At 43.2% G+C, this 15,703-nt stretch carries 11 protein-coding genes; 8 read left to right on the top strand and 3 right to left on the bottom strand.

Features of this window, described 5'->3' with window-relative positions; genetic code table 11:
• The first annotated feature begins 129 nt into the window (after positions 1-129).
• The 8 genes from IRQ78_RS13285 (at position 130) to IRQ78_RS13250 (ending at position 9,870) form a co-directional block, all read left to right on the top strand.
• The gene (locus IRQ78_RS13285) at positions 130-1,371 is read left to right on the top strand and encodes an OprO/OprP family phosphate-selective porin (protein WP_138599087.1); all 1,242 of its coding nucleotides are present in this window, start codon (positions 130-132) and stop codon (positions 1,369-1,371) included.
• A gap of 12 nt (positions 1,372-1,383) precedes the next feature.
• Entirely contained in the window at positions 1,384-2,349 is a 966-nt protein-coding gene (locus tag IRQ78_RS13280; RefSeq protein WP_407681621.1) for a Bug family tripartite tricarboxylate transporter substrate binding protein, read from the top strand.
• A gap of 9 nt (positions 2,350-2,358) precedes the next feature.
• Positions 2,359-2,823: a tripartite tricarboxylate transporter TctB family protein gene (locus tag IRQ78_RS13275; RefSeq protein WP_054562934.1), complete on the top strand. Its 465-nt coding sequence runs from the start codon at positions 2,359-2,361 to the stop codon at positions 2,821-2,823.
• A 3-nt stretch (positions 2,824-2,826) separates the two neighbouring features.
• Entirely contained in the window at positions 2,827-4,365 is a 1,539-nt protein-coding gene (locus tag IRQ78_RS13270) for a tripartite tricarboxylate transporter permease (protein WP_054552331.1), read from the top strand.
• Between the two features lie 14 nt (positions 4,366-4,379).
• Complete coding sequence (locus tag IRQ78_RS13265; RefSeq protein ID WP_194442463.1) at positions 4,380-6,002, top strand: ATP-binding protein; 1,623 nt, start codon at positions 4,380-4,382, stop codon at positions 6,000-6,002.
• A 37-nt stretch (positions 6,003-6,039) separates the two neighbouring features.
• Positions 6,040-6,768 carry a response regulator gene (locus tag IRQ78_RS13260; RefSeq protein WP_054552333.1) on the top strand — a complete coding sequence of 243 codons (729 nt, stop codon included), beginning with the start codon at positions 6,040-6,042 and terminating at the stop codon, positions 6,766-6,768.
• A gap of 209 nt (positions 6,769-6,977) precedes the next feature.
• A complete protein-coding gene (fusA, locus tag IRQ78_RS13255) occupies positions 6,978-9,065 on the top strand; it encodes an elongation factor G (protein WP_062566304.1) in 2,088 nt (695 codons plus the stop codon).
• 388 nt (positions 9,066-9,453) lie between these two features.
• Positions 9,454-9,870: a hypothetical protein gene (locus IRQ78_RS13250; RefSeq protein ID WP_138618514.1), complete on the top strand. Its 417-nt coding sequence runs from the start codon at positions 9,454-9,456 to the stop codon at positions 9,868-9,870.
• Between the two features lie 43 nt (positions 9,871-9,913).
• Here the strand turns inward: IRQ78_RS13250 and IRQ78_RS13245 are convergent, their stop codons facing one another.
• The 3 genes from IRQ78_RS13245 to IRQ78_RS13235 all read right to left on the bottom strand — a co-directional run bounded on the left by IRQ78_RS13245 (position 9,914) and on the right by IRQ78_RS13235 (position 15,703).
• Positions 9,914-12,691 (bottom strand): ExeM/NucH family extracellular endonuclease, encoded by a 2,778-nt coding sequence (locus IRQ78_RS13245; protein ID WP_194442462.1) that lies wholly within the window; start codon positions 12,689-12,691, stop codon positions 9,914-9,916.
• A gap of 131 nt (positions 12,692-12,822) precedes the next feature.
• The gene (gene hemB / locus IRQ78_RS13240) at positions 12,823-13,833 is read right to left on the bottom strand and encodes a porphobilinogen synthase (protein WP_194442461.1); all 1,011 of its coding nucleotides are present in this window, start codon (positions 13,831-13,833) and stop codon (positions 12,823-12,825) included.
• Between the two features lie 13 nt (positions 13,834-13,846).
• Positions 13,847-15,703: a sensor domain-containing diguanylate cyclase gene (locus tag IRQ78_RS13235; protein ID WP_194442460.1), complete on the bottom strand. Its 1,857-nt coding sequence runs from the start codon at positions 15,701-15,703 to the stop codon at positions 13,847-13,849.

The raw sequence follows: 15,703 nt of genomic DNA, 5'->3' as shown, positions 1-15,703 counted from the left end.
ACCATCAATGCAACTTACCCCCTAAACATTTCGTTAATCTATCGTTAACACTATGCTCCAAACCAGATCGCCGTTTGCAGTAGGCCGATCAACGACAACAAATAATTATAATCTGGTGTGGAGTAATTCATGAAAGCAAGTAACACACAGCTCGCTTTAGCCGTTGCAGCGGCGTTAGCAAGTACATCAGCATTCGCACAAAGCGACACTGAACAACTACAGCAACAACTCGATGCACTTCAAAAAGAAGTGGATTCATTAAAAACATCTAGCGGCTTCAACCTAGAATTTGGTGGTCGCGTGCAACTTGATTACAACTATTTCGACGGTGCTTACAATGCCGACAATGATGGCGCTGGAGGCAGCGACTTCTTCCCACGTCGTATCCGTACTTATGTTGAAAGTGAACATGGTAACTGGGATCACAAATTACTACTCGAATTTTCTGAAGGCTCGGCTGAAATCGTGTTAGCGCGGGTACGTTATGCATTCGACAACGGCTTAAAAGTAAAAGCCGGTAAAATCCGTGAAGACATGTCGCTCAATGCGCTAACCAGTTCTAAACACATTAATACCATTGAGCGTAGCACCCTTGCTAACACCTTCTCGCCTTTCTTCCGCTGGGGTATCTCAGCTTCTCAATACTTTAAAGATTCAGGCTTACGTTACGCGGTGGGTGTTTACAAAAACGATGCGTTTGGTGCTTCAGGCCATGACGAAAATGACAAACTGACATTGGCTGTAACAGGTCGCTTAACTTGGTCAAGTGCAGCGCCGGGTGATGTGATCCATTTAGGTGCTTGGCATTCTTATCGTGATATGGGCGACAATGATTTGAGCGCTCGTTTTGCCCGTGGTGAAGTGCGTGAAACCAATGTGCGCTTAGTGGATTACGCAGTCGGTGGTGAAGCCGCAGCGCTAAATAGCATGTCGCAAAGCGGTCTTGAATTTGCCTACCAAGCGAATGCATTCACTCTAGAGGCTGAATATGCCAGCCGTTACCTCGATACGGTTGATAGTAGCAACGAACTTGATGGTGAGCGTTTTGATGGCTTTCATGTTTCGGCGAGTTATTTCTTAGGCGGTGAGCAGCGCCGTTACAAAGCAGGCTCAGCATTATTTGTACAACCAAAAGGGATTAAAGATGCATGGGAGCTGGTTGCACGTGTGTCACAAATGAACGCCAGCAGCAAACAGCAAGGTACCGATGTAACCACTTATACATTAGGCACATCATATTACCTAAGCAGCGATATCAAATTTATGGGCAACCTGATTTACAGCGATGTTGATGGTGCCGGTGCTTCTACGCTGGTAGGTGATGAAGATTCAGGTATGGGCATCAGTGCTCGTATGCAGTACTTATTTTAGGAGTCGTGCATTATGACTATGTTTAAATCATTAAAAAGATCTGTTTTAGCAGCTTCATTATTAGTAGCCAGCCCATTGGCATTGGCAAACTTACACTTTTTGGTACCAGGTGGCCCAGGCGGCGGTTGGGATACCACAGCACGTGGTGTTGGTGAAGCAATGGTAAAAGCGGGCATTGAAGATAATGCATCGTTTCAGAATATGTCGGGCGGCGGCGGTGGCCGTGCAATTGCTTACTTGATTGAGTCGGGCACTAAAAAAGGCGATATGTTGATGGTTAACTCAACGCCTATCGTTCTGCGCGCATTATCAGGCAAAATTCCTTACAGCTATCGCGATTTAACACCAGTTGCCAGCATGATTGCTGATTATGGTGCATTTGTGGTGCGTAATGACTCGCCATTTAAAACATGGCAAGACGTTATTGATGCCATGAAAAAAGACCCAGGCTCTGTAAAAGTAGCAGGTGGCTCTGCGCGCGGCAGCATGGATCACTTAGTGGCTGCACAAGCGGTGAAAGCGGCGGGTCTTGATGGTCGTCGATTACGTTACATTCCTTACGATGCCGGTGGTAAAGCGAAAGCTGGTTTATTGTCGGGTGAGGTCAACTTACTTTCAACAGGCTTAAGTGAAGCACTCGAAGTCGCTAATGGTGGTCAGGCACGTATTTTAGCGGTGACTTCTGCAGATAAATTGCCAGATTACCCAGAAATTCCAACCTTAAAGTCGCTAGGTTACGACATGGAGTTCGTAAACTGGCGCGGCTTTTTTGCAACCCCAGATTTACCAGCAGACAAACTTGCAGAGTACACAGAAAAGCTACGTAAGTTGCAACAAACCCCTGAATGGGAAGCGGTTCGTGCCCGCAATGGTTGGCTAAATCTATTTCAAGAAAAAGAAGCGTTTATTAAATCGCTTGAGCAGCAAGAAGCGCAATTACGCGTTGTAATGAAAGAACTTGGTTTTATCCGAGGCTAAGGTTAGACGATGTTAAACCGTGAACTAATAGGACCAAGTTTATTCTTGGTCCTCTTTACCCTCTACGCCCTTGTGGCTTGGCAAATTCCACTTATGCCATTTGAAGAGTACGAAAGCGTTACTTCTGCAACCTTACCAAAAGTGTATGCAGTATTCGGTATCGTGGTGTGTGTACTATCGATTGGTGCCAACTTATTAAAGCAAGCGCCTGCAGAAAAAGCAGAGCTACTCAGTAAGGGCAACTTACTACGTACCTTTGCACTGTTGGTTTTAATGGTTGCTTATAGCGCCATGCTTGAACCGTTCGGCTTTTTAATTGCCACCAGTGCCTTTTTAATTACGGGCTTTTTTATCATGGGCGAACGCCGTAAGGCAGTGTTGTTGTTTGCTTCTGTGCCTGTGGCCGTGGTTTTTTGGTTTTTAATGACACAAGTACTGGGCATTTACTTAGTACCTGGCAATCTGTGGAGTTAAGTTATGCTTGATGGAATTATGTTAGGTTTGTCGACCGTACTCGACTGGAACAATTTGTTATATGTGATTGTAGGCTGCTTTGTTGGCACGTTCATTGGTATGCTACCTGGTCTTGGTCCAATTACCGCGATTGCGTTGATGATCCCGATCACTTACAGCATCGGTGCTGATTCGGGCATGATTTTAATGGCCGGTGTTTACTACGGGGCTATATTCGGTGGCTCTACTTCTTCTATTTTGATTAATGCGCCGGGTGTAGCGGGGACAGTAGCGTCATCGTTTGATGGTTACCCACTAGCAAAACAAGGTAAGGCCGGTAAAGCCCTTGCGATTGCAGCTTATTCATCCTTTATAGGCGGGACCATTGGCGCCATTTTATTGATGGTGGCTGCGCCATTATTAGCGAAAGTGTCATTAAGTTTTCAGTCGCCTGATTATGTTGTACTGATGTTTTTAGGCTTAACGGCTATCGCTGCGTTCTCTAATAAAGGGCAATTTTTAAAAGCCATGATGATGACGGTATTTGGTTTAATGCTGGCAACGGTAGGTATTGATCCCTCTTCAGGTACCGAGCGCTTTACCTTTGGCCAAGCTGATTTATTAGATGGTATTAGCTTTTTATTAGTAGCAATGGCAACGTTTGCGTTGGCTGAGGCACTGATTAATGTGGCGCGCCCAGAAGCTGAGCCAGATAAAAAAATTGACGATCCTGATACGCCAAAAATTGGTTCAACAAAACTGACTAAAGAAGAAGTAAAAGATATGGCTCCTGTGGTTGGCCGCTCATCTTTACTTGGCTTTATAGTCGGTGTTTTACCGGGCGCAGGGGCAACCATTGCCAGCTTTATGGCCTATGCTACTGAGCGTAACCTTGCTCCAAAAGCGCTGAAAGATAAATTTGGTAAGGGTTCGATGCGTGGCTTAGCGGCACCCGAGTCGGCTAATAATGCAGCTTGTACTGGCTCATTTGTACCACTACTGACTTTAGGTATTCCAGGCTCTGGTACAACAGCTATTATGCTAGGTGCATTAATTGCCTACGGTATTCAGCCGGGCCCTATGTTAATGCAAGAAAACCCAAGCGTGTTTTGGGCTGTCATTGTCAGTATGTACTTTGGCAATATTGTACTGCTGATTTTGAATCTGCCGTTGATCCCATATTTTGCTAAAGTGTTGGCAATGCCTAAATCTGTGCTGACAGTGATGATTTTATTCTTCAGCTTAATTGGTGTGTATTTAGTGTCATTTAACACCTTTGATTTATTTATGATGGTGGGCTTTGCGCTGGTGGCCTTGGTGCTTCGATTGTTAGCTTTCCCGATGGCACCTTTATTACTTGGCTTTATCCTCGGTGATATGATTGAGCGAAACTTCCGCCGTGCCATGATGATTTCAGATGGTTCGCTGAGCTTTTTATGGGACCGCCCATTAACACTGAGTATTTTTGTGATTTCGATCTTAGTGTTGTTGTTCCCACTGAAAGACTATATTGTCCAACGTCGTAAAGAAAAAGCAGCTACGCAAGCAGAGCAACATGCGTAGAACAAGGCACTGATATGAGATACACCAATAAGCTAAACCCATTTCAGCATATGGTTAAAAAACCTAAGCGCTTAGAAACGCGACTCATTATTTGGGTTACTGGTCTATGTGTTTTACAGGCTGTGTTGTTTGGCGCATTGGTGTATCAGATCACTGCAGAAAGCTTACATAACCACATGGGTGATAAAGCGCTTGCGCTCGCAACCAGTATTGCCTCACGGGATGACGTACAAAATGCATTGCAAACCAAGCAAGGGCTTGATGAGTTAAATACGCAAATAGAGCATATTCGTGAACTCACCGCTGCCAGCTTTATCGTAATTGGCGATAAAAATACTCGCCGCATTGTTCACCCCGACCCCGACAAGCTCGGTAAGCCGATGGTGGGTGGTGATAGTAAAGCGGCGCTACGTGGTGAGCGGTATGTGTCGATTGCAAAAGGGAGTTTGGGCGAGTCTATTCGTGGCAAAGTCCCTGTGCTTTCAGAGCAGGGCGAAGTTATCGGCTTGGTTTCGGTTGGCTTTTTAGTGCAGTCAATTGAACCGCTTATTCGTGCTCGCAGTGCTGAAATTATGCTTTGGGGCTTGTTGTTAGTGGGCTTGAGCATTCTGGCTGCGGTATATATCGGTCAACGGGTACGTAACGCTATTTTTGGTTTACAGCCTGACGAAATAGCACGGTTGTTCTCGGAGCAAGATGCTATTTTGAACACTGTTCGTAGCGGCATTATCGCTCTCGATCCTGAGGGTAACGTGCGTAACTTAAACCAACGTGCTTGCGAAATTCTCGGTAAACCGATTAGCTGTATTCATCAGCCTCTTAAGCTTGCAGATTTGCTTCCTGAACATAGCGAATTTTTGATGCATAACCAACAGCGTCCGATTGTAGGTTTTGAATTGTTTGCCGCCGATAAACGCATTGTGTTGTCGCGATATGCATTGCAAGTGCAAGGTCAGGCTGATGGTATTTTGTTGAGTATGCGCCCTGCGGATGAGCTTGAATATTTATCGCAGCAATTAACTAAAGTGCAAGCCTTTGCTGAGTTATTGCGGGTGCAAACGCATGATTACTCGAACAAGCTAAACTTAATTGGTGCGTTAATTCAAATGGGGCAAACGGATCAGGCAATTGAGTTAATTGGTCAAGAAAGTAAAGGCTCGCAAGCGCAGATCCATCATTTACTCGAAAGGATCCAAGATCCGGTACTAGCAGGTTTATTGGTTGGTAAATACCACAAAGCCCGTGAATTAAACGTGATACTTGAGCTTAATCCAGATAGCTTATTAGGATCGATCACCCGTAAAGATATGCTTGAACGGGTTGTCTCGATACTTGGCAATTTGATTGATAACGCAATTGAAGCTGCTATTCGAGCTAGCGATACACGTACCCCTAAGGTTCGTGTTACGGTTGATGAAACCAGTAAAACACTATTGTTTGATGTTGAAGACAGCGGTTTTGGTTTAGGCGATGACAAGGATGTGATATTTACACCACAATACAGTTCTAAGTCAGGGGCTGAGCATGGTATCGGCCTTTATTTAGTTAAAACCAACTTAGATTCGTGTCGTGGTAGTTTAGAAATAGGTGAGTCTGATCTGATGGGGGCACGCTTAAGTGTCTACATTCCAAAATAATAAAAAATGATCAGCCTATAAATAAAAGGTAAAGAACATGACTTACTCAGTTGTCATTGTTGAAGACGAAGTTGAAGTAGCCCAATTATTGGCGCAATACTTATTACTTCCTCATGGCGTTGCTGGCCAACAAGGGGCGCGGCAAACACTGCGTCAGGGGCAATATCAGGTTGTTGGTATTGCAGGCAATCTTGCTACTGCGAAAGCGCTATTATCGGCGATTAATGCCGATTTAATTTTGCTCGATATTCATTTACCCGATGGTAATGGCCTTGATTTACTTAATGAATTACGCCGCGAAGAAATGAAAAGCGAAGTAATGCTATTAACCGCAGCAAAAGAAGTAGAAACACTGGAAAAAGCCATGCAACTTGGCGCCTGTGACTTCTTAGTAAAACCATTAATGCTAAATCGTTTAGATCAAGCACTGGCGCGATTCGAAGCAAGGCAACAATGTTTGTCAGATGCCGATGAAGTAACTCAATCTATGGTCGATACTTTATTTGGATCGCAAGAACAGTTAAAAGCCCCGGTCAGGTTGCCAAAAGGGGTGGATCAGCTTACTTTGCAAAAGATCTTAAAAGCGTTTAAAGCGAATATTGGCACGGCTTTTACTGCTCAGCAAATGGGTGATTTAGTCGGCGTAAGCCGCTCAACAGCCCGTCGTTACCTTGAATACTTGCTTGAAGCTGAGCAAGTCAGTGCTGATCAGAGCTACGGAAGTATCGGGCGACCCGAGCGTTGTTATAAAATGACAAGTAGCTAATCGCATCATTTAATTGCCAAATCAGCGCTAAATTAGCGATTTTAGTAGCATAAACTCACTGTTCGGCACGTTAAAAAGTGCCGCTTATCCTGAGCATAGAAAAATTTTATAAAATTGATTGCATTTTAAGCGACTTCGATGGTGATGTTCGCTTTAAGTAATGCTATACTCCCGCCGAATAATTTTTCGACTTTATTAAGAGTAAAATAATGGCAGATTTATCGAAGTACAGAAATATTGGTATTTTCGCCCACGTTGACGCGGGTAAAACTACCACCACTGAGCGTATCCTTAAGCTTACGGGTAAAATTCATAAGACTGGTGAGGTACACGACGGTGAGTCTACTACTGACTTCATGGAACAAGAAGCTGAGCGCGGTATTACAATCCAATCAGCAGCTGTAACTTGTGAGTGGAAAGGCCACCGCTTAAACGTTATCGATACTCCGGGACACGTTGACTTCACAGTAGAAGTATACCGTTCACTTAAAGTACTAGACGGTGGTATCGGTGTATTCTGTGGTTCTGGTGGTGTTGAGCCGCAGTCAGAAACTAACTGGCGTTATGCGAACGAATCAGAAGTTGCACGTGTAATCTTCGTAAACAAATTAGACCGTATGGGTGCTGATTTCTACCGCGTTGTAGGTCAAGTTGAGAAAGTACTAGGTGCTAACCCACTAGTTATGACTTTACCAATCGGTATCGAAGACCAATTCACTGGTGTTGTAGACGTACTTGAGAAAAAAGCATACGTTTGGGACGAGACTGGTCTTCCTGAAAACTACGAAGTACAAGACGTTCCAGCTGACATGGTAGACAAAGTTGACGAATACCATGAGATGCTTGTTGAGTCTGCTGTTGAGCAAGACGAAGACCTAATGATGGCTTACATGGAAGGTGAAGAGCCTTCTCTAGAAGACATCAAACGTTGTATCCGTAAAGGTACTCGTGATCTTGCGTTCTTCCCAACATACTGTGGTTCTGCATTCAAAAACAAAGGTATGCAGTTAGTATTAGACGCGGTTGTAGATTACCTACCTTCGCCTACAGAAGTTGACCCACAACCTCTAACTGATCCTGAAACAGGTGAGCCTACTGGTGAAGTAGCAACTGTTTCTGCAGATGAGCCACTTAAAGCGTTAGCGTTCAAAATCATGGACGACCGTTTCGGTGCACTTACGTTCATCCGTATCTACGCTGGTCGCATGAAGAAAGGTGACACAATCCTTAACTCAGCAACTGGTAAAACAGAGCGTATCGGCCGTATGGTTGAGATGCAAGCTGACGAGCGTAACGAACTTACTGAAGCACAAGCGGGTGACATCATCGCTGTTGTTGGTATGAAGAACGTTCAAACTGGTCACACTCTTTGTGATCCTAAGCACGAATGTACACTTGAAGCGATGATCTTCCCTGATCCAGTTATCTCAATCGCTGTTGCTCCTAAAGACAAAGGCGGTAACGAGAAGATGGGTATCGCGATCGGTAAGATGGTTGCAGAAGATCCTTCATTCCAAGTTGAAACTGACGAAGATTCAGGCGAAACCATCCTTAAAGGTATGGGCGAGCTTCACTTAGATATCAAAGTAGATATCCTTAAGCGTACTTACGGCGTAGACCTAGTTGTTGGTCAACCTCAGGTTGCTTACCGTGAAACTATCACGAAAGAAATCGAAGATAGCTACACGCATAAGAAACAATCTGGTGGTTCTGGTCAATTCGGTAAGATCGATTACCGCATCAAGCCAGGCGAGCAAAACTCAGGCTTCACGTTCTCTTCATCAGTTGTTGGTGGTAACGTACCTAAAGAATTCTGGCCTGCAGTTGAGAAAGGCTTCGCATCAATGATGCAAGAAGGTGTTCTAGCTGGCTTCCCAGTATTAGACGTTGAAGTTGAACTTTTCGACGGTGCTTTCCACGCAGTTGACTCATCAGCAATCGCGTTCGAAATCGCTGCTAAAGGCGCTTTCCGTCAGTCTATCCCTAAAGCGGGTGCACAACTTCTTGAGCCAATCATGAAAGTTGACGTATTCACTCCGGAAGACAACGTAGGTGACGTAATCGGTGACCTTAACCGTCGTCGTGGTATGATCAAAGACCAAGAAGCTGGCGCAATGGGCGTTCGCATCAAGGGTGATGTACCACTTTCTGAAATGTTCGGTTACATCGGCCACTTACGTACTATCACTTCTGGTCGTGGTCAGTTCTCTATGGAGTTCTCACACTACGCACCATGTCCTGCAAACGTTGCTGAAACAGTAATCGCTGCAGAAAAAGAGAAAAAAGCTGCTAAGTAATTAGCCTTTTAACTTCTTTTAAAAAAACCCGCACTTGTTGCGGGTTTTTTATTGCCTAAAATAGACCGCTTATTAAATGAATTGGTGTGATACCAACCCGCAATAATACTTAATCATTTTGAGGTTTTATTGCCTCAAAATAGACAACTTAATTAGGCGGATTGGTATGAGTGGTATAAATTATAATATTTTAATTTAAATCTATGATAGGTAAAAAGTAGCGGTTTTATAATGAGTTGTGGTCCAGTTTCTTTTTTCTAGTACAAAAGTATTTTTTTTGTACCTTGTGTCCCTTTTTTAGACTCTGTAAAATAGCAATCGAATGATTCTTTAATCATTTTGTATTAAACGTCAGCTTATTATCATTAAAATTTTAAGATTCAGCCTCATGAAAACGATAAAGTTAAGTCCTAATTGGACTCTACAGGGAACCAAGATAGCGTTTGCTATTCTTGTTTTATTAAGCGTTACTTTTCTTGGAACATCGCTACTTTTGTTTCTTTTACCTATTTTGCTCTTTATAACTATTTTAAATTTCTTACAACTGCGCTTTTTACACTGTTATAAAGCGGGAATTTGTTATTCGCGTGGAATTAAAAAGCGTTATATTAACACTGAAGATATTGCTGCAGTTGAGTTCTCTCAGCTCGCATTTCTAACTATTTTTAAAGTAGATTTAGTAAATGGAAAAAGCTGCCAATTCTTTAATTGGCAAGTTAGCGATGAGCAAAAAATTGAGATTGAAAGACTCTATAAGGCAAAAGCCAACTCTAGAGTTGAATCAGTTTTAGAGTGTGAAATATAAAAAAGGCCGCGATAAGCGGCCTTTTTACTTAATGCGGTGTCGCTTATTTTTTCATGCGACGACGAAGTGCAAATGGTAAAGCAAGTAGACTTAACCAAGCAAATGAACCAGAATCATCATCTTTTGACTCTTCTTCAGTTTCATCTTCTTCAACTTCTTCGGTTACATCATCTGCCACATCATTGGTAATGTTGATGTAGAGTAATTGTGCTTCTGATAAGTTGCCTGCGCTATCTTCTGCACGGATCATTAATGTAAGCTTGTCTTCTTCTTCAAAATCGAGCTCTTTGGCTACTGTGATTTCACCTGTAGCACTGATTGCAATCGCGTCAGCATGTTCACCTTCAATGCTAAAGCTAACGACAGGTGTATAATCAGCGTCACCATCAGAGAAAACAAGTTGACCAATCACAGCGCCCACCTCACTGTTTTCAACGATTTCGAATGATTGCTGAACTTCGATTACTGGCGCTTGTTGTTCTGGAACAGGCTCAGCAGATTGGATATCAACAATCACTGGGTCGTGATCAGATGCACGGTATGCATCGTCAGCGTAAAGGCTAGCTTGTTGTGTCGATGATTTATACTCAAGGTTGTAGTCTAGGCTGATTGGCTCATCGGCATTGATATGCCAATCCGTAGCAGCAACAACTTTAGCAAGCATAGATTCAGAGACTAGTGCGTGGTCAAGGCTACCAATGCGGCCAGAGAAGCTATAAGAGTAACCTAATGTGTCGCCGTCTAGTTCAGCAACTGCACTTTTCAGACCTTTATCTGCAAATGCACGGATAGGATCTTCCATCGCATAAGCGTTCATATCACCGACTAGGATGATATCTTCATCTTCAACTTCAGTTGGGTAAGTTGCTAACCAATCAGCATATGCATTTGCACCCGCAACACGGATTTCATTCCAACATGCTTGACCATCGCCTAGGTCAGCATTATTACCTTCAGCGCTACCACAGCCGCCTTTAGATTTTAGGTGGGCAACGGCAACAATGAAAATTTCTTCGCTTTCAAGAGATTGGAAGCTTTGTGCAATTGGCGGGCGATTACTGTAATCGAAAGGTTCTACTGTAGTATGAGCAGCCTTACCAACTTCAGATACTTTATTTGATCGATAAATCAGTGCTGTTGTGATTGCATCAGTACCAATTTGGTCAACGCCGAAATCAACGAATGCGTAGGTATTTTCTGCATCTTCATCATTAAGTGCAGATACTAGGCTAGCAATGGCGCTATTTTCACCGAAACCGTCATTTTCGATTTCCATTAAGCCAATCACATCAGCATTTATAGCCGTGATTGCGCTAACTAATTTAGCTTCTTGGCGAGTAAACTCTTCTTCGCTATCTGCACCACGGCTAGTTGGGAAGCCTGCACCTTGGCCGTCGCCATTAAAGTAGTTTAATACGTTAAAGCTTGCTACACGTAGATCTGCATCTTCGTTAAGCTCTGGTGCATCTGTACGAGGGTTAGTTGCAGTGAACTCAGGTTGTACTGTAGGGTGAATACGATAACGGTCGAAGCTGTAACCCATTACACCGGTAATCGTATTAACAGTATCGCCTAAACGTAATGTGTTATAGGCATCAAGGCCCGTACCTGGGTAAGCAATAGGATCAAGGTTTTGCTTTGTTGAACCATCGTCGATTAAGATTTGTTTTTTCAGGTTTTCAGCTTCAACAGCATTTGCTGCATCGCCTGGAAGCGCTACTTGAGTTCCTTGGTATAAACGCTCAGTACCTAAGTCAACTTCACCATAGCGACCAAGGCCGTAGTTGTTATTAACGACTAAAGGTTGCGCGATGGTTACTAACATACCTTCGTAAGCTTCAAGGTCTGCCACGTCAGTAACTGGTAAAGTGATAGCGGTTGCATCAGTAGATAAACCTGTCGCACAGATCTCAACTTGGCTAACATCGCCTAGTTGTGTTGCACTGTAGTATTCAGCAACGCTACCTTTTACACGCACATGGTCACCAACTGCAACGTCGGTATCTGCGAAATAAACAAATACACCTTCAGAAGTTAGTGGGTTTGTATCAACATCAGCAGCAAGTGAGCTAATGAAGAAACCTTTTAGTTGATCATCACCTTGGAAGTCAGCTGTAACAACACCTTCAACTTCTACTTCAGTGTTAATAAGCGGGCTGTCGCCGCCTTCACCTTGAATTGCGCTGATTAAGGTTTTTGCTGCACCACACTCAAGGGGAGTGACAGGTTCTGGCTCAGGCGTTGGTTCTGTGCTCTCACCATATTGACCAATATTGCTGAAATCGTCTTGGTCGAATTGCTCCCACTCATCGCTTGGGTTGAACGCAGAGGTTGCATCAGTTCGGCCTGTAGTAACCGTTGCTTTACGACGCAGTGTTTTATTTTGTGTTGAAACGCCGCCTTCATCCCATGCTGAACCTGGATCAACGCCCAGTTGACCAAAGCTATCAACAATTGCACCATCTTTAGTTAGCACTAATGCGTCATCACCGTTGAAGTAAGTGATTGTTGATTCAGTATCTGCATTGGCTTTTAACTCATCAGCAGAGCCCGCATTTACAATAACGTAGGTTGCATTTGCTGCAAGAGTACCGGTTAAAGCTAAGCTGTTATTAGGGTCTGCTAGATCGCCGTTACCATTTGAGTATAAAGAGATGGTGTAACCGTCAAGCGATAGTTCAGTACTCGATGTGTTGTATAGCTCTACCGCTTTATTGTTAGAGCTTCCTTCAACATATTCAGAGATGATTAGGTTGGCAGAAGCAGGCGCGCTCAGGCTTGCAATAACAAGCGCGAGCGGCGTTAATTTTGTATTTATCATTATTTTTCCCGTGTATGTATTATTAAAGTCCCAATATGGGACACAGTACTTTAAGAAAAATCTATGACAAATTAAATACAAAATGTTAATAAAATAGAAATAATGACCTATTTTAAGAACATTTTTTTAAGTTAGTTGTTTTTTAACCATTTTGCAGCTTGTTTTGCAAAATAAGTCAGGATGCCATCGGCGCCAGCGCGCTTAAATGCTAATAATGACTCCATGATTATTGCATCTTCTGCAAGCCAACCGTTATCAATGGCTGCTTTATGCATAGCATATTCACCACTTACTTGATAAGCAAATGTGGGCACACCAAACTCATCTTTTACGCGGCGTACTACATCTAAATATGGCATACCTGGTTTTACCATCACCATGTCTGCACCTTCTTGCAGATCAAGGGCTACTTCACGAATCGCTTCATCAGAGTTGGCAGGGTCCATTTGATAGGTCTTTTTATCGGCACCTTTTAAGTTGCCTGCAGAACCTACCGCATCACGGAATGGGCCATAGTAGCTTGAAGCGTATTTAGCTGAGTAAGCCATGATACGAGTGTGGATATGGCCTTCGGCTTCGAGAGCTTCACGAATTGCACCAATACGTCCATCCATCATGTCTGATGGCGCAACTACATCAGCTCCAGCTTCGGCATGCGATAGCGCTTGTTTAACTAAGATTTCAGTTGTTACATCGTTAATCACATAACCGTCTTCATCGATGATGCCGTCTTGACCATGAATAGTGAATGGGTCAAGTGCAACATCTGTGATCACACCTAATGTAGGAAAAGCTTCTTTAAGTGCGCGTACAGTGCGTTGTGCTAATGCATCTGGGTTATAGGCTTCTTCAGCAAGAAGGGATTTTTTATCGCTCGGTGTTACCGGGAAAATAGCGACGGCAGGTACACCTAGCTCTACAAGCTCTTTCGCTTCCTCAAGCAACAAATCAATAGAAAGACGATCTATACCTGGCATAGACTCAATGGCTTCGCGGCGGTTCTTACCTTCTAGCACAAATACAGGAAAAATAAGGTCATTTACAGTTAGTTGGTTTTCAGCCATTAGGCGACGAGAGAAGTCATCACGACGCATGCGGCGCATACGTGTATAAGGGAAAAGGTCGAGTCCTGATTGGGCCATGCTTTGTATACTCCTAGTCTGGTAGAGGATAACTCACTACGCGATTTCGACCTGTTTGCTTGGCATGATATAAGGCTTTGTCGGCATAGTCAGTGAAAAAACTTGGGTTATTAATGTCTTCAGCAATTGCGCTGTAAACACCTGCACTCAAAGTAAATTTAATCGTTGTTCCGGCAACTATTATATCAGTATTTTGGGCTGCTTTGCGTATTTGTTCGGCAATTTCTAATGCACCTGCCAGTGGCGTATTAGGCAACAGCACGACAAATTCTTCGCCGCCGTAGCGTGCCACTTCATCGAGAGGTCGTTTAAGATGCTGTTTGATGACATCGGCAGCTGCTTGAATGGTTTGATCACCGGTTAAGTGACCGTAGGTGTCATTAATTGCTTTGAAATGGTCGATATCTAACATGATGATGGCTAAAGGTGTTTGTTCACGTCGCGAGCGACGAATATCCATCAGTAGCTTTTTATCGAAGTAACGGCGGTTCTTGGTTTTAGTGAGAGCATCTTCCATATTGAGTTGTTCAAGCTCTCGGTTTTTCTCTTCAAGCTCGCGTAAGGTCACTTGTAACTCAAAGGTACGCTCTTCAATATTAGCTTCAAGATCTTGGCGTGCTTGCTCTTGCAGTTCAAGGCGCTCACGCATTAAGGTATCTTGTGCTTTACTCTCTGCTAGTGCATTTTGTTGCGCTGCGACTTCAGCGTCGCGTTGCATCAAAAACAATTTTATTACCGCATAACTCAAGCTCAAGCTACAAACTAAAAAGCAAACGAAGGTGAGCGAAAGCATTCCGATATTTAAATCAAATGGATTAAATACACCGAGTGCACTGTAAACAATGGCACAGAAGAAAGCGAACAAAGCAACAAAAAAGCCAATGCACGGCTGCTTATATTCATGATTAAACTGTTTTAGAGCAATACCTGCAAAAATGATAAGCACCGCAGGTAAACTCAATAAGCAGAGTGTGATAGCAATATGAATAGGCAAAAACCACATTGTTATAGTGGCAAGCACAACTGCCCATGCTAGCCAATACTGAAAACGGTTTAAGCGAGATTTGGTAAAGCCGAATATATAGCCTTGCAATGGTACAAATAACGCACCACAGATAAAAAATAGAGTTGGGATTGTCAGTTGTTGAAACGATGAGCCACTAGGTTGTAAATAACGATAACCAAAGCCATAAAGGTAAGCCAAAGAAAGCCACAGCAAGGTAAGTAATAATCCTGTATAGGCGAAATAGCGGCGTCTAGAAAAGCCATAAAGCACTAAATTAGTGAGTGCGAGTGATAATATAAAACCGACTAATAAACCGTACAATAAATTAAATTTACTTTTATGCTTTAGGTATTCTGAGGGTTTCCAAAGGCTTAGAGGTACTCTTAAACCCCCATTGTTTTTAACTTTAAGATAAACAACGGAGTGGCTGGCTTTTGGAATGGTTAATGAGACTAACAGAGACTCATTTTTGATTTGCCGATTAGATAATGGGACTGCATCCCCAATCTTTGTGTTAAATAATAATTGGCTACCTTGAAGATGAAACACGCTCACTTCATCGAGTAAAGGGTTATCTATCGATAATATCAGTGGAATAACATCTAATGAGGTGTTTCTTATCGATAGCTTGAGCCACATTGGTTTTAGAGTCATACCTAGATTTAGGGTTTCGCCTTGGCTTGAATGCCAAGTTACATTGTTACTGCTAAAGGCTTGCTGTTGAGTGATAGGATCAAGGGTGTACTCAACATTAAGCGTATGTTGAGATTTGAATTGTGAACTAACAACAATGGAGTTAGCCTGCAAGTAAGGAGTAAATAAAACAACGAAGATTACGCCACAAAGTGACCATAGGCGCTTCAT

Source organism: Pseudoalteromonas simplex, from assembly GCF_015278155.1.
Classification (GTDB): Bacteria; Pseudomonadota; Gammaproteobacteria; order Enterobacterales; family Alteromonadaceae; genus Pseudoalteromonas; species Pseudoalteromonas simplex.
The sequence above is the reverse complement of the archived record's forward strand: the minus strand, read 5'-3'. Positions and strand labels throughout refer to the sequence as shown.

What these genes read in the sequence shown, in the direction of transcription:
- IRQ78_RS13280 (WP_407681621.1), top strand. Translation starts at nt 1,384, where the DNA reads ATGACTATGTTTAAATCATTAAAAAGATCTGTTTTAGCAGCTTCATTA.
- IRQ78_RS13235 (WP_194442460.1), bottom strand. Translation starts at nt 15,703, where the DNA reads ATGAAGCGCCTATGGTCACTTTGTGGCGTAATCTTCGTTGTTTTATTT.
- IRQ78_RS13260 (WP_054552333.1), top strand. Translation starts at nt 6,040, where the DNA reads ATGACTTACTCAGTTGTCATTGTTGAAGACGAAGTTGAAGTAGCCCAA.
- fusA (WP_062566304.1), top strand. Translation starts at nt 6,978, where the DNA reads ATGGCAGATTTATCGAAGTACAGAAATATTGGTATTTTCGCCCACGTT.
- IRQ78_RS13285 (WP_138599087.1), top strand. Translation starts at nt 130, where the DNA reads ATGAAAGCAAGTAACACACAGCTCGCTTTAGCCGTTGCAGCGGCGTTA.
- IRQ78_RS13275 (WP_054562934.1), top strand. Translation starts at nt 2,359, where the DNA reads ATGTTAAACCGTGAACTAATAGGACCAAGTTTATTCTTGGTCCTCTTT.
- IRQ78_RS13245 (WP_194442462.1), bottom strand. Translation starts at nt 12,691, where the DNA reads ATGATAAATACAAAATTAACGCCGCTCGCGCTTGTTATTGCAAGCCTG.
- IRQ78_RS13270 (WP_054552331.1), top strand. Translation starts at nt 2,827, where the DNA reads ATGCTTGATGGAATTATGTTAGGTTTGTCGACCGTACTCGACTGGAAC.
- IRQ78_RS13265 (WP_194442463.1), top strand. Translation starts at nt 4,380, where the DNA reads ATGAGATACACCAATAAGCTAAACCCATTTCAGCATATGGTTAAAAAA.
- IRQ78_RS13250 (WP_138618514.1), top strand. Translation starts at nt 9,454, where the DNA reads ATGAAAACGATAAAGTTAAGTCCTAATTGGACTCTACAGGGAACCAAG.
- hemB (WP_194442461.1), bottom strand. Translation starts at nt 13,833, where the DNA reads ATGGCCCAATCAGGACTCGACCTTTTCCCTTATACACGTATGCGCCGC.